General features: G+C 49.0%; 13 protein-coding genes. All 13 read left to right on the plus strand.

The window, feature by feature from the left end:
* The first annotated feature begins 256 nt into the window (after nucleotides 1-256).
* The 13 genes from spoIID (at nucleotide 257) to PPA03S_RS08430 (ending at nucleotide 15290) form a co-directional block, all read left to right on the plus strand.
* Nucleotides 257-1615, plus strand: a complete 1359-nt coding sequence (gene spoIID / locus PPA03S_RS08370) for a stage II sporulation protein D (RefSeq protein WP_062321720.1) — start codon at nucleotides 257-259, stop codon at nucleotides 1613-1615.
* Nucleotides 1616-1986: 371 nt separating this feature from the next.
* Nucleotides 1987-2727 (plus strand): M23 family metallopeptidase, encoded by a 741-nt coding sequence (locus PPA03S_RS08375; RefSeq protein ID WP_062321722.1) that lies wholly within the window; start codon nucleotides 1987-1989, stop codon nucleotides 2725-2727.
* A gap of 172 nt (nucleotides 2728-2899) precedes the next feature.
* Entirely contained in the window at nucleotides 2900-3187 is a 288-nt protein-coding gene (gene spoIIID / locus PPA03S_RS08380) for a sporulation transcriptional regulator SpoIIID (RefSeq protein ID WP_024632710.1), read from the plus strand.
* Nucleotides 3188-3406: 219 nt separating this feature from the next.
* The gene (locus PPA03S_RS08385; RefSeq protein ID WP_062321723.1) at nucleotides 3407-4405 is read left to right on the plus strand and encodes a rod shape-determining protein; all 999 of its coding nucleotides are present in this window, start codon (nucleotides 3407-3409) and stop codon (nucleotides 4403-4405) included.
* 102 nt (nucleotides 4406-4507) lie between these two features.
* Nucleotides 4508-5392 (plus strand): flagellar hook-basal body protein, encoded by an 885-nt coding sequence (locus PPA03S_RS08390; protein ID WP_062321725.1) that lies wholly within the window; start codon nucleotides 4508-4510, stop codon nucleotides 5390-5392.
* Between the two features lie 417 nt (nucleotides 5393-5809).
* Nucleotides 5810-6649, plus strand: a complete 840-nt coding sequence (locus PPA03S_RS08395; protein ID WP_062321728.1) for a flagellar hook-basal body protein — start codon at nucleotides 5810-5812, stop codon at nucleotides 6647-6649.
* A gap of 12 nt (nucleotides 6650-6661) precedes the next feature.
* Nucleotides 6662-6886: a DNA-directed RNA polymerase subunit beta gene (locus PPA03S_RS08400; RefSeq protein WP_062321730.1), complete on the plus strand. Its 225-nt coding sequence runs from the start codon at nucleotides 6662-6664 to the stop codon at nucleotides 6884-6886.
* Between the two features lie 484 nt (nucleotides 6887-7370).
* Nucleotides 7371-7802, plus strand: coding sequence for a 3-hydroxyacyl-ACP dehydratase FabZ (gene fabZ, locus PPA03S_RS08405; protein WP_062321732.1), 432 nt, complete (start codon nucleotides 7371-7373; stop codon nucleotides 7800-7802).
* A gap of 57 nt (nucleotides 7803-7859) precedes the next feature.
* On the plus strand, nucleotides 7860-9581 hold the full coding sequence (locus tag PPA03S_RS08410; protein WP_062321734.1) for a phospho-sugar mutase: 1722 nt from the start codon (nucleotides 7860-7862) through the stop codon (nucleotides 9579-9581).
* A gap of 239 nt (nucleotides 9582-9820) precedes the next feature.
* A complete protein-coding gene (locus PPA03S_RS08415; protein WP_062321736.1) occupies nucleotides 9821-11842 on the plus strand; it encodes a DUF5693 family protein in 2022 nt (673 codons plus the stop codon).
* Nucleotides 11818-13020, plus strand: a complete 1203-nt coding sequence (gene csaB, locus PPA03S_RS08420) for a polysaccharide pyruvyl transferase CsaB (RefSeq protein ID WP_062321739.1) — start codon at nucleotides 11818-11820, stop codon at nucleotides 13018-13020. The genes PPA03S_RS08415 and csaB overlap by 25 nt, the downstream gene beginning before the upstream one ends.
* Nucleotides 13021-13026: 6 nt before the next feature.
* Nucleotides 13027-13785, plus strand: coding sequence for a WecB/TagA/CpsF family glycosyltransferase (locus PPA03S_RS08425; protein ID WP_062321741.1), 759 nt, complete (start codon nucleotides 13027-13029; stop codon nucleotides 13783-13785).
* A 377-nt stretch (nucleotides 13786-14162) separates the two neighbouring features.
* Complete coding sequence (locus tag PPA03S_RS08430; protein WP_062321743.1) at nucleotides 14163-15290, plus strand: glycosyltransferase family 4 protein; 1128 nt, start codon at nucleotides 14163-14165, stop codon at nucleotides 15288-15290.
* Nucleotides 15291-15340 lie beyond the last annotated feature (50 nt).

Here is a 15340-nt window from a genome sequence, read left to right on the forward strand (position 1 = left end):
TCTGTGCGAATTCTGAACCAAATGAAAGGGCGAGTTTTAAAGAAATATCTTGTACGTTACAGACCCGAAAATCGCACCGGATCAACGTTTCTCTTATTTTATAGAGCAAAGTTCAGTGTAGGTAGGCGCATATGAAATCCCTCCGTTTCTCTTAAATCAGGTTCTATCAGATCCATGCAGCTCATACCCTAAACTATGGATTTGAACAAAAGGACCGGCGCTTGACCGGCCATGGACAACGGAGGGTTATATCACAATGAAAGAAGCCCGTGTACAGGTTAAAGTACCTCTTGTCCCCCGTCCACTTGGGAAGGAGTCAGAGGAGATTTCTGTTTTTGGTGTGGAACAAGACAAGCTTGCTTCAACGAACCTCAGGACCGTTTCGGGTGAGCCCATAACAGCTTCATCCACTTCATCCGGTCCAAGCCCCTTAAAAGAGCCAACCGGGGCAGCTGCGGGGCGTATGCACGTACCTGTTGTTGAGCTGGATCAGTTCCGCCGTGTCAAACGACGGAGAATGCGTACATTTGGCAGAGGCCGCAGATGGGGGAAAAACACAGCTCGCTGGCAGCCAGCAGCAGCTGTTTCCACATTACTTGCGCTTGCCTTGCTCATACCCGCCATTCTGGTCTGGCCCCGGGCGAATGATCCTGATCCGGTCAAACCGATCCCTGTTCCATCAGGTGTAGGCAGTATAACGACTCCAGCGCCTGCGCCAGCTGTACCTGTTACCTACCCTGAACCTCAAGTAAGGGTATATCTGTCTGCAACCGGTACAACGATGAATCTTCCGCTGGAGGAATATGTTACGGGTGTGGTGGCTGCCGAGATGCCAGCTGAATTCAGACTGGAAGCCTTAAAGGCTCAGGCCATTGCGGCAAGAACATTTATCGTCAGAAGGCTGGCCGCGAATGATACAAGCGGTGTCCCATCCGGAGAAGCCGATGTGACCGATACTGTGAGCCATCAGGTGTTTATACCACCAGACCGAGTGAAAGCGGACTGGACACGATTGGGGAAGGCCGAGGAATGGAAAAAACTGCAACAGGCTGTACGCGAGAGCCGAGATGCCGTCATGACCTATCAGGGCAAGGCGATCACCGCTTCTTTTTTCTCCACGAGTAACGGATATACAGAGAATGCAGAGGATGTGTGGGGCAACCCTGTACCCTACTTGCAGAGTGTAGACAGTCCGTGGGATAAAAAGCTGGCTCCAGGCTTTGAGGAAACCATCACTTTGAAGCGCAGCGAGATTCTCCGGAAGTTGAATCTAAGTGCGGGCTCTATCCCGGCGACCGCGCAGCAGAATGGTGGCTGGATGGAAGTCATGTCTACAACGCAAGGCCATCGGATCAAGGAGATGCGGATTGCAGGTACAACCTTTAGTGGACCGGAGGTCCGAAAGCTGCTGGGGCTGAGATCGAGCCAGTTCAGCTGGAAGACGGATGGAGATGAGGTTGAAATTACAACGTATGGATACGGTCATGGTGTCGGCATGAGCCAGTGGGGGGCCAATGGCATGGCACAGGAGGGTCACACCGCGACCCAGATTCTCAAACACTATTACACGGGTATCTCTTTCGGACAGGCATCCAAGATGCTAGCCTCACAATAGGTTCTACGTTATAAGGTTGTATGAGATTGGCGAATCATAGTCAATCATCCTTAGTACTACCACCCTTTCCGGAGCTTTCGAGATTCGGCTATATATGCGGAGAGTGCTAGCGTATGGGTAGCGCAGGGGACAGAAAAGACCTGTAGAAGCGAAGCGTCCGCCTTTATCCCCGGATTTCTCCCTTGGGAGAACATAATCAGGAAATCCGGGGATAACAGCCGGTCGAAAGGTTTTCTGGCCCCGGAGCGGTGCACGTACCCGCTGCACATCTCCACCTATATAGCACTCTTTGAAAGTTCCGTGAAAATAATTAGAGTCGCGCGTGTATAAAAGAGTTGCACCCGGTAACACTTGTTACTGAGGTGATCAAGATGAATGAACAAAACAAAAAAACAGTCCAAGAAGAAACTCCTAAAACAACTCAAGGAGTACCGGCTAGCCAGCCCTCTTCATGGAGAAGAGCAATGTCCAAACGCTGGGTCTTCCCGGCAGCCTACATCGCAGCAGCAGGCATTATACTAACCTTAGTGTGGGTCTATCAGGGCACAGGCGAAAAAACGCTGAACTCGGACCCTACAAACGGGGTAGTAGAAACAGGTGCATCGGCGGGTACAGAAGAAACAGCAGTAGGCGGAGAACAGGAAAGTGTGGAAGTTGTTGCAAAGTCGGAGAATTTTGTTTGGCCTGTAGCGGTCCCATCCGAAATTTCGGTCGTAAAACCGTTCTATGAGAACGAAGGTTCAACCGAGGAACATGAAGCAGCGATGGTGCAGTACAATGACACATTTATCCCGAACACGGGTGTAGACCTGGCACGGGGCGATAACAAAACGTTCGAAGTCAAAGCAGCACTCGGCGGTAAAGTGACACGGGTGGAACAAAACCCGCTGACAGGTCAAGTTGTGGAAATCACACACAGTGATAACCTCAAGACCGTATACCAAAGCCTGGCTGACGTCAAAGTGAAACAGGATGATGAAGTGAAGCAAGGAGATGCGATTGCATCGGCTGGCGTTAACGAGTTGGAAAAAACGCTGGGCAATCACCTTCACTTTGAAGTATACGAAGACGGTCAACCGGTCAACCCGCAAGGATATCTTCCGGAAAAATAAATGATTTTTACCGCAGCAGCATGACGGGCAGAGGGGATTTCTCCTCTGCTCTTTTTGTGCTTTTCAGAAAATAATGGGACCTTCGAAGCTTGTCACACCTCTAAACCGCGAATATATAGGCATGCTCCTCATATAATGTACCAAACTATCCACACAGTAGGGAGGCGGGAGCGTGCACGATTACATCAAGGAACGGACCATCAAAATTGGTCGCTGCATTGTTGAGACGAGGAATACGGTCCGTACCATTGCCAAGGAATTCGGCGTGTCAAAGAGTACTGTGCATAAGGATCTGACGGAGCGTCTGCCGGAAATCAACCCTGATCTTGCTGACCAGGTGAAACACATTCTGGAGTATCACAAGTCCATCCGCCATTTGCGGGGCGGTGAAGCGACCAAAATCAAATACAAAAAAACAAGCGGTAAAAAACGCGAGGTGCTGGCTTCCGCTAAATCGTAGGGACCTGCGGCAAGACGTAGGTCAAAAAGCTCACACATGCATTGAATCCCTCCCCTGAAGTATGATATGTTAAAAGCTGGTACAGGATCGAATTATGACATCTTATCAGCCCGATTTTTACATATATATGTTGCACTTTGTCGAACGAGCGGTGACGTGATAAGGGACTCTTTTTCACAGGATACGCTGACCAAATAATATCACTTTGGGGGCTCTTTTATGTTTAGCAAGGATATCGGTATTGATCTTGGCACGGCGAACGTGCTTATTCACGTGAAAGGAAGCGGGGTCGTCCTCGATGAACCTTCCGTCGTGACCATTGAAAGCGATACGAAGCGGGTCCTTGCTGTTGGGGAAGAAGCGCGTCGTATGGTGGGGCGTACTCCAGGTAACATTGTTGCCATTAGACCGCTGCGTGACGGCGTTATTGCGGACTTCGAGATTACGGAAGCCATGCTTAGACATTTCATTAATCGTGTGGGGGCAAGAAGCTGGTACAGCCACCCGCGTATTCTGATCTGTGCACCAACGAACATTACTTCCGTGGAGCAGAAGGCCATCCGTGAAGCTGCGGAGCGCAGCGGTGCCAAAGAAGTATTTCTGGAAGAAGAGCCGAAAGCGGCAGCGATCGGTGCGGGCATGGATATTTTTCAGCCGAGCGGCAATATGGTCGTGGATATCGGCGGCGGAACGACTGACGTTGCAGTCCTGTCTATGGGCGACGTAGTCACCGCCTCTTCTATTAAAGTTGCAGGGGACAAGTTCGACGAAGCGATTACCAAGTATATCAAAGCCAAATACAAACTCATGATCGGTGAACGTACAGCCGAAGATCTCAAGATTGCGATTGGTTCTGTACACCCGGACGGTCAACAAACGGAGATGGACATTCGCGGACGGGATATGGTATCCGGTTTGCCTGTTACCGTAACGGTGTCGGGAAATGAAGTGCAGGAAGCACTATGGGATTCCGTGCAATCCATCATCGTTGCAGCCAAGTCGGTATTGGAGCGGACGCCACCGGAATTGTCGGCAGATATTATTGACCGAGGTGTCGTGCTGACAGGTGGAGGCGCTTTGCTGAAAGGACTGGACGAATTATTGTCCAATGAACTGCATGTACCGGTATGGGTTGCAGAGGATCCGATGCATTGTGTCGTGAAGGGAACAGGCATTATGTTGAATAATTTGGATCAGGTGGTTAAGAAAAAGTTCTAATCTGCCGATATAAAAAGCAAAGGTTCGCCCATGATCGGGAACAGAACGGACAAGCAGCCATCCTGTCATGCAGGACAAGCGCTTGAGGAGAGGGGTTCATACATGTTAAGAGGTCTGTACACCGCTACCGCGGGAATGATAACGCAACAACGCCGCCACGACACTGCAACGCAGAATATTGTGAATATGAACACAACGGGATATAAACAAGTGAACAGCGTAAGCCGTTCTTTTCCGGAAATGCTCATTTCTTTGGTGGGTGGAGATGCCAATCTTCCGACAAAGCGGTTGGGCAAGCTGAACACGGGTGTGTTCGCGGAAGAAAGTTTGTCCATGAATTTGCAGGGAGCTATTATGGAGAGCGGGCAAAAGAGTGACTTTGCCATTTCATCCAATCTGGCCGTGATTGACCCGCAGACTGGACAACCAGTCCCGTTTGATGCTTCAGGCAAATTTGTACGGGCTGATGGCACGGTAACCTACCAGCCTCAGGCGTATTTTACGGTGCAGGATGCAGAAGGCAATACAAGATATACACGTGATGGTCATTTCGGGGTTACAGGTACTGGGCAACTCTTGAGTTCAACGGGTTCGCAAGTGCTGGATAATAATGGACAACCCGTTGTGTTGACAGGTTCGGTAGACCAATTTAAAGTGGATGAGCAAGGTCGTCTTGTTAATGCAGATACAGGTGTACCCACAGGCGTCACACTGGGAATTAGTGTTATCGATCAGCCGAACCAGTTGGTGCGCCAAGGTGACGGGAATTTCAGCCTGAACGACCAGGATGGAGCAACTGCCCGAATGATGGCTGCCGGAGATAATGTGCAGATCCGTCAAGGATACCTGGAAGGGTCCAACGTAGATGCTTCACAAGCGACTGTGGATATGAACGCCGCATTCCGTGCGTATGAAGCGAACCAGAAGGTCGTGCAATTCTATGACCGCAGTCTGGATAAAGCCGTCAATGAAGTCGGCCGTGTATAACAGCCGACTACCCATATAATCGCGTAGCGGAGAGCCAAACGTCCTTTGCGTAGCAAAGCAGAGAGGCTCACGCGAGGCGCAAGCCTAAACGCAGCCGAGCGTATGCGAGGATAGCGTAGCTAGTAAGCTGAGCGCAGCGACGGTCTCGACAGCCCTTTGCGAAGCAAAGCAGGGAGAGACCACGCGGAGCTGCCCGCCGCACAAAGAGCGTGCCCAGCTAATATTTAGCCATGTGAAACCATGGAGTAAATATTAGCTGGGCAGTCGCGGCGCACACACTACACCGTCACTTAGCAAGATCGTACCCCACGCACCCTCTCCGCTTGTTTCGGGAGTCCAGAGGGCAGCGCCATCTGGGGCCCTCCCTACCAGGGAGGGTTTGGGAGGGTAGAACCACCAGGGGAGGATAACCACCGTATGAATAATTCCATGATTAGTGCAATGGTCTCCATGACCGGAATACAGCAGCGTCTGGATGTCATTTCCGATAATATTGCCAACGTGAATACGGCAGGCTATAAAAGCAAGCAAGCAGCCTTCGAGGATGTGCTGACCCGAGTGCAGCAGCAGCCGGATAAGTATAAGCTGGATGGACGCTCCACGCCGATGGGGTACAACCTTGGATTTGGCGTGCGTTTGGCTGATGTGACGAAGGATATGTCTCAGGGTTCGTTCAATGAGACAGGCATCCCTACAGATCTGGCCATTGAAGGGAATGCGATGTTTGCCGTTGAAGCAAATGGTGAGAAAATGTGGACGCGTCAGGGTGCATTCCATTTTATCCCTGACATGAGACCGAAGACGAATCCCGATGCACCGGACATGATGGTATTGGTCAATGGCGAAGGCCACTTTGCCTTGGATCGTCAGGGTAATCGCATTACCGCACCGAATAATAGCAAAGTCGCTTTTGATGAAAAAGGCAATCTGTTGATCCGTCGCGGAAATGCAGTTGCTGCAACGATTGGAGCCCAACTTCAACTCGTAGACATTGAACGCCCGGAAGGGCTTGTGCAGTATGCAGATAACCTGTTTGGTCTGGGTTCGGGTCTGACCGAGGATGATGTATTTGGAGCCAATGCAGCTACACGAGAAGCAGCAGCGATGATTCGTACAGGTTTCCTGGAGCAATCCAATGTGGATTTGACCCAGGAGATGGCTTTGCTGATGCAAGGACAGCGGACTTACCAGCTGGCGGCACGGGCGCTGACATCCAGTGATTCCATGTCGGGTCTTGCCAACAATATGAGAGCATAAAAGGTGAATGTGATGACAGATACACAACAGCAGAACAGCAAGCCGGATAAGACGAAAGTCAAGAAGAAGAAGAGTGGATGGCGCATCGCAAGATGGTTTCTGGTTCCGGTCCTGCTTATTCTTGCCCTCGCTGGCGGAATGGTCGCTGGATATGTGGTACTGGGCAAACAGGATATCGGTTCCGTATTGCAGTGGAGTACATGGGAACATGTATATGATCTGGTGTTCGCTCCGTAGATTGGTGATATATGTGAAAACTCCTGCGCAGGCAGGAGTTTTCTTTTTGGCGTTGAAAACAGTATAATGATGGATGACGTTTGACGTCAAAAGAGGCCTCCCCTGCGAAAGACTTTTCGTCATCGCGAAGAGAGACCCCTTATCTCAACCTTCACTACTGCAGTCATGAAGGATATAACTAGTGTTAACCGAAAATATGCTTTTCATACAACATTAAAATTAAAAAACCTTTTATATGAGGTTCGACTTGATCATGTTGGGGTTGACGGCATCCGCACTTAAGTAAGTGGAGGGAACGGAATCGTTCAGAAGAAGCGAAGCGCTCGCCTTTGTCACCGAATTTTAGACCACTCTAAAATGTATCAGAAAATTCGGGGACAACAGCGATCGGAGGAACGATCCGTGACCGGAACGACGCGTTTGCGCTTAACGTCAATCCATGATGAAGAATTCTCATATAAACACCCCGAGAGGAGATTACACTGTGCTCGATATCAAACAGATTCAAGAAATTATTCCGCACCGTCCCCCGTTTCTGCTGGTGGACAAGATTGTAGAGCTAGAGGACGGCAAACGTGCAGTTGGATTAAAAAATGTAACCATTAACGAGCCGTTCTTTATTGGTCATTTTCCAGAGTATCCGGTGATGCCGGGGGTATTGATTACAGAAGCACTGGCACAGGTCGGTGCAGTCGCCATTCTTAACTTGGAAGGCAACAAAGGCAAAATCGGCTTTTTGGCGGGACTGGACAATTTCCGATTCCGTGGACAAGTTGTGCCTGGAGATACGTTAATGCTTGAAGTGGAGATTACCCGTCTCAAAGGTTCAATTGGTAAAGGCAAAGCTACAGCCAAAGTCGCCGACAAAGTGGTAGCTGAAGGCGAGATCATGTTCGCTTTGTCTGACCCAAGCTAATGATTGTATAGTTCATCGGGCAATTGAATTTGATATAGAAGGAAGGGGCTTGCAGGAATGGAACAGTTAAGCACAGCAGCAGCACAAACATTGCAGCAATGGTTGGAGGATGCTTCGATTGATGAAGCGACGAAACAGGAGCTTCGTGATTTGCAGGATCAGCCCAAAGAGCTGGAGGATCGTTTCTACAGAAATCTGGAGTTTGGTACAGGTGGATTGCGTGGTGTAATCGGTGCCGGGAGCAACCGGATGAACCGTTACACGGTAGGTCGTGCAACGCAGGGATTTGCGCGCTATTTGCTGGAGCAGCATGGGGATAAAGAAGGCAAACCTTCCGTTGTTATCGCTCATGACTCCCGTCACTTCTCGCCTGAATTTACGCTGGATGCAGCGTTGGTTCTGGCCGGAAACGGTATAGTGGCGAAGCTGTTTACATCCCTGCGTCCTACGCCTCAACTGTCGTACAGCGTGCGCCATTTGCAAGCAACCGGTGGTATTGTGGTGACAGCCAGTCACAACCCTCCTGAATACAATGGCTACAAAGTGTACAACCATGAAGGCGGTCAACTGGTGCCGCATGAAGCGGAGAAAGTCATCCAATACATTCAGGAAGTTCCTTCCCTCGCGGATGTGAAAAAGCTGACACAGGAAGAAGCCGAAGCCCAAGGATTGCTCGTATGGCTTGGGGAAGAGGAAGATCAGGCATTTGTGGATACAGTAGCCAGCCTGAGTCTCAGTCGTGACCTGATTCAATCCGGCGTCGGCCGTGATTTCAAAATCGTCTTCACGCCACTGCACGGAACAGGTAATGTACCTGTACGCCGTGTGTTGGAACAGATCGGTTTTGAGCAGGTTCACATTGTGGCAGAACAAGAGCAGCCGGATGCTGAATTCTCCACAGTGAAATCTCCTAACCCGGAAGAGCGCGAAGCGTTCACACTGGCAATGAAGCTGGGTGAATCTGTAGGTGCGGACATTCTGATCGGTACAGACCCGGACGCAGACCGCATGGGTGCAGTAGTGAAAGACAACGACGGCAAATATTTTGTACTGTCCGGTAACCAATCGGGAGCCATCATGGTGCATTATGTACTGAGCCGCTTGCAAGAGACAGGTAAACTGCCGAAAAACAGTGCGGTTGTCAAAACGATTGTAACGAGCGAGATGGGAGCAGTCATTGCCGAGCATTACGGTGCAGAAGTGATGAACACCCTGACAGGCTTCAAATATATTGGTGAAAAAATGAACCAGTTCGAAGCAACCGGCAGCCATACGTTCTTGTTCGGTTATGAGGAGAGCTATGGTTACCTGGCAGGCAGCTACGCACGTGACAAGGATGCGGTCCTGGCTGCAATGCTGATTGCTGAAGCAGCTGCTTATTATAAAAATCAAGGTAAAACCCTCTATGATGTCCTGCAAGAACTGTACAGCCAATTCGGATATTTCCTGGAGAAGCTGGAGTCTCGTACACTGAAGGGCAAAGACGGTGTAGCTCAAATTCAGGCGAAAATGAGCGACTGGCGTTCCAATCCGCCACAAGAGGTAGCCGGCATCGCTGTACAAGATGTGCTGGATTACTCCCTTGGCCTGGACGGCTTGCCTAAAGAGAACGTGCTGAAGTATATTTTGGCAGACGGATCATGGTTCTGCCTGCGTCCTTCGGGAACAGAGCCGAAGATCAAAGTCTACTTCGCCGTGCGCGGAGAGAGCCTGGAAGATGCGGAAAGCCGGATCGAACGTCTGGTTACTACAGTGATGACGCGGGTAGACGCACAATAAATACGAAGCAGCACGGAGCAATAACATGAGAAAGCCTCTCCGCACCGTAAGGTTGGTTGGCGGAGGGGCTTTTCTTTTAGGTAAAAAAAGGTGAAAGTCTCGTCGATTTTGGGATGAATTGCGGATAGATGCACGTTTGTTGACACAAGCTGTTTGTATCCGGTATTTATTCACAATCTTGCAATGAAAATCATGAACTGAACATGCATTTGGTTCCAACACTTGAGGAGGTACATGTAGTGCGTCAAAAATGGCTTTATTGGAATACCGCTTCCCGGAAGTGGCTGTGGATTGTTGTCATTATCGGTTTGATTGCTTCCATCCCCGTTATTAGTGATCGGGTGCAGACGGAATCGTCCGCCAAAAAGGTGGAGCTTGTTTTCAATTATCGTGGACTATTGGATATCTCGGCTTATCAGGCCCATCCGCAGGACTTCATGAATGAACAACTGACTCGTTTGAAAGATGCGGGAGTGACCACCATGGCAGTGTTCGAAAGTACACTGGACGAACTGAAGAAGTCACGCCGACTGATGGTCTATAGCGGGCAGGATCTCGCGAACATGACCAAAAATGTCATTCCTGCTAATGATAATTATACGTATGTGCTGTTTACAAACGAAGAAAATGCACAAACCTATACCCCTATTATTGAACAAACGTTCGCGGATCGGCAGATTCCGGTTGTCTCATGGGAATATGAAGGTCGTAGCGGCTTAATATTGCAGACTCCACCGGAGAATGCCAATATGCAGCCTTTGCAGCCCGATCCGGTTGCCGTGAAGATGCTGCGTGATAAAGGCTTTTACATTTTGCCACGGATCTCGGACAGTGTTCCTTACAATCAGGAATCCATGGAACGCCTGCTCACCTTCTTCGAAGAGAATGGGGTAAAGCGTATCCTGTTTGATGGCGATGCTGTGAAAGGGTACAATGATAATGCGGAGATGAAGAGTATCGATATGTTTGCCCAGCTCCTGAACAAGCATCATATTGGACTGGCAGCTATTGAAAATTTGAAGAAACCGCAATCCGGTTTTGAGACGCTCTCCTATAAAATTGACTACAATGTAACTCGTCTGTACTCCTTAAGTGACGGGGATGCCAATCTGGATGTAGACACCATTGCTGACCGTTTTGTTCTGGCTACCAAAGACCGTAACATTCGTATGCTTTATATGAATGCTTCGCCAAGCCGGAATACGGCCAAAGCCATGATCACCAATCCGATTGATAATTTGATCAACAGTCTGAATGAGCCGGGTCATGCGATTGAAAGAATGGGCAAACATGGCTTTGAACTGGGACAAGCTGAAGCATTCACGGTTAAAGATTCTTCCATTCAGCGTTATGCCAAGCTGGTTGCTCTGATTGGAGCAATCGCCATGATTGCGATTATGGTTTCATATTTTGTTCCACTGCTGACATTGCTGGTATTTGTACTGGCTCTTGTAGGCAGTGCCGGATTATTCCTGCTCAAGCCAACGCTGCTGGAGCAAGGGATTGCCTTGCTGGTAGCGATTAGTGCTCCGACCATTGCGATGGTGCTGGCCGTTCGTACAGTAAACTATCAGCAGCAGCGTCAGCCAGACGCACCTGCCGGTCGTCGTTTAGGGCAAACCTTATTTTTATATGTAAGAACATCGATTCTGTCGTTCCTGGCCGTGCCTTTTGTCATCGCTTTGCTTAACAGCATTACGTACAGTCTGGTCATCAACCAGTTCCGGGGCGTGAGTCTGTTGCACTTTGCACCGATGGCGCTGGTGGCGATATATATTGTGTTTTACCGGGGTTCGGGTTCGTTCTCCATTAAACAAGTCAAGGATCTGCTGCGTACACCGATTAATGTATTGATGGTTGTGTTAGGCGTTTTTGCTGCCGCGGTTGGTTATTATTATTTGACCCGTACAGGTAATGCAGGCTCGGTTACCCCGTTCGAGATGTTCCTGCGTACAACGCTCGAAGACACATTCGGCGTACGGCCAAGATTCAAAGAATTTATGCTGGGACACCCGCTGTTTATTGTTGGCGTGTTCGCCGCTTTAAAATATCGTAAAGTCATCTTTGTGCTCATTATTGCAGCGATTGGACAATTGTCCATGGTGGATACGTTCGCGCATATCCATACGCCTGCTGTGTTGTCACTCATTCGTGGAGTGATGGGATTGGGACTTGGCTTAATCTTCGGTATCATTGCTGTGGGTGTGTGGCAAGTAGCGGAAGGATGTTGGAAAAAATGGTCACCACTTCTCAAAAGTTAGTCATCTCGGGATATTACGGATTCAGCAACAGCGGAGACGAAGCAGTGCTGAAGTCAATATTAACGGCATTGGAAGAGGAGAGCCAACGGTCTAACATTACGATCGAACCGATTGTGCTCTCCGGAGACCCGCAACAGACCACTTCCATGTACGGTGTACGCTCAGTGCACCGGATGAAGTTGAAGGACGTCCGTGAAGCGATCAAGGAAAGTGACGGATTAATCAGCGGGGGTGGAAGTCTGCTGCAGGATGCAACCGGACTGAAATCCATCCCCTACTACCTGGGTGTCATTAAACTGGCCCAATGGTTGAAGAAGCCAACATTTATCTATGCGCAGGGCATTGGACCTGTAAATCGCAAAATCTTCAATCCGATGATTCGATCGGTCTTCAAGGCCTGTAAATATGTATCTGTGCGTGATGAACAATCTGCGGATTATTTGCGAGGGCTGGGATTGCAGTGGAATCAGATTCACGTCGTTCCCGACCCGGTGATGGGCTTGCCTTTGCCAGATCTGGAATCTCCAGAACGATCATCTAATGCTCAGGAGATCACAGCGAGTGATCCATCTGTCGATGTGAATGCAGGGAATGTTGTTGCAGATATCACAAGCGTTCATACAAAGCTCCCGGTTGTTGGCGTATCCGTACGTTTCTGGGAGTCGGATCGTAAAGAGCTTACAGCCATTGCAGCTGGATTGAAGAAGCTTTGTTCCCATAAAGCCGTTCACCTGCGCTTTATGCCATTTCACTTACCGGGCGATGAGCAGGCTTCACGCTTTGTCATGGAAATGCTCGGTGATTTGGGTAACAAGGGCAGCGAAGTCAGCATAATTAAGGATCTCACGGATCCACAGCAGATGCTGCAGGAAGTCAGCCATTGTGATGTGGTTATTGGCATGCGTCTGCACAGTCTGATCTATGCAGCATCACAGTATATTCCACCCGTTGGTATCTCTTATGATCCGAAGATTGATCAGTTCATGCTGCGTCTGGATAGTGAATCCGTGGGGACTACGTCTGCGCTGGATGCGGACAAACTGGCCAAGACGGTGGCCAACCTGCTGGATCAGCGTTCACAATGGTTGAAGGAACATGAAGAAAGCATTACCGAATTGAAGCAGGAAGCCAGAGTGCCTGCAAAGCAAATCATTAACTATTTAGGCCGCAAAGGGTGAAATAAGATGAATCAGACCGGACCAATACCTACCGTTTCGATCTATGGTATTCCTTTTTCCAAGCTTACGATGAAAGAAACGGTGGAGGTTCTACGCGAAGCAGTACTCACGAAGCAGCCGACCCAGGTCATTACAGCCAATCCCATCATGGTCATGGCAGCGTTGGAGAATCCGGCGATGATGCAGGTGATGCAATCTGCGGAACTGATTGTTCCCGATGGAACAGGTGTGGTATGGGCTGCCAATTATTGCGGGGAGCCTGTGGCCGAGCGGGTGCCCGGATTTGAGCTTTTACATGAATTGCTGCGTGTTGGAGAAAACTATCGGTGGGGCGTGTACCTGCTCGGTTCTACACCTGAAGTGATTCAAGAAACAGCAGTTCGGTTACAACAGCAATATCCGGCGATTCGGATTGTGGGTTATCGTGACGGTTATTTTGGTCCGGCTGAAGACGAACAGGTGGTTGCTTCCATTCGCGAAACTGCACCTGATCTGCTGTTTGTAGCACGTGGGGCAGACACACAGGAGCCGTGGATTCACAAGTACAAAGACGCACTTCAGGTTCCCGTAACTATGGGGGTTGGAGGCAGCTTTGATGTGATTTCGGGCAAAACCAAACGTGCCCCCAAACTGTTCCAAAAGTTAAGACTGGAATGGTTTTACCGTCTGCTTCGCGAACCTAGTCGGGCTGGCCGAATGCTTGCGCTTCCGAAATTCGCTGTCAAAGTGATGCGGGACAAAGAAAACGTGACTAAAGTCCGTTAAAATTAGGCTATTACGAGTAATATGAACGTTTTTGCTAAAAATTGAGGTTGGCATTTCACCTGTGATCGGCGTATAATTCGTTCTGGATTACATGTGTGCCACTGAAATAAAAACATTTAGTTGCACATGGCCACTCCGATGTCAGAATAACCTTTTGATCGCTGTTATCCCCAGATTTCTTTGATATCCTTATCTAAGGATGAAATCCGGTTATAAAGGCGAACGTTACACTTCTACAGGTTATTTCTGCCCTCTCCGTTCTGGTGCAAATGGCATTTTTCATCAAAAGTGACTAACAAATAATTTTTATATATATAGAAAGAGATCAGGGGATTTATAATTTCGTAAGGCATTATAATTGGGGGTCGAATATTCATATGGTAGCGATCTTTATCATTGGATTTATCGTGTCTATGGGACTGGCTCTTGCCCTGACACCGCTTGTCAAAAAGTTCGCAGTCAAAATTGGAGCAATGGATACACCGAATGCACGTAAAGTGCATACCCGGATTATGCCGCGTCTAGGTGGTCTTGGAATTTTCCTAGCCTTTATCATTACGGTTGCTGCACTGCTTCCTTTTGTGTCGGCATGGTTTACGACAAGAGATATGAGCTTTGTCAGTGCTTTTCTGATCGGTGGAACGATCATTGTACTGATTGGTGCATTGGATGACCGTTTCGAACTGTCAGCCAAAGTAAAACTGCTTGGACAAATTGTTGCTGCTGCTGTAGTCGTATTCGGATTCAATATCCGCGTAGACTTCGTCAATATTCCTTTTCAGGATTCCTATTCCTCACTGGAAGCTTGGGTATCCATTCCGCTCACAATCCTCTGGATTGTTGGTGTAACGAATGCGATTAACCTGATTGATGGTCTGGATGGTCTTGCTGCTGGTGTATCTGGTATTGCCATTGGTACCATCGCCGTGATGTCCTTCCTGATGGGCAATATGATGATTGCCTTGATGTGTCTTGTGCTGCTGGGCAGTATTATCGGATTCCTGTTCTTTAACTTCCACCCGGCCAAGATCTTCATGGGGGATACCGGGTCGCTATTCCTTGGTTTCTCTCTGGCGATGCTATCCATGCTTGGATTTAAACAAATTGCTGTCGTGTCCTTCATTACGCCGCTGATCATTATCGGTGTGCCGCTCTCGGATACCTTCTTCGCGATCATTCGTCGTGCGGTACAACGGAAACCGATTTTCTCACCGGATAAAGGTCACCTGCATCACTGCTTGCGTGAGCTTGGGTTCAGTCACCGTCAGACGGTACTGATCATCTACGGTATTGCCGCATTCTTCGGGGTACTGGCGATTATCCAATCATCCGCTGCGATGTTCGAAGCCAACTGGGTAACGTTCGTCGTGATCTGTATCATGATGTTCTTCCTCCAAGTGGGAGCTGAAGTCATCGGACTTGTAAGCAAAACCAGAAGACCGGTTATTAATTTCCTGATGCGCATGCGTGTGAAGCTGAACCCGGAGACTCGTTCGAAATCCTAAATAGAAATGCACGTTTACTGATATTATTGAATATTCTTTCAGGCCCAAGC

Source organism: Paenibacillus pabuli NBRC 13638, from assembly GCF_001514495.1.
Lineage (GTDB): Bacteria > Bacillota > Bacilli > Paenibacillales > Paenibacillaceae > Paenibacillus > Paenibacillus pabuli.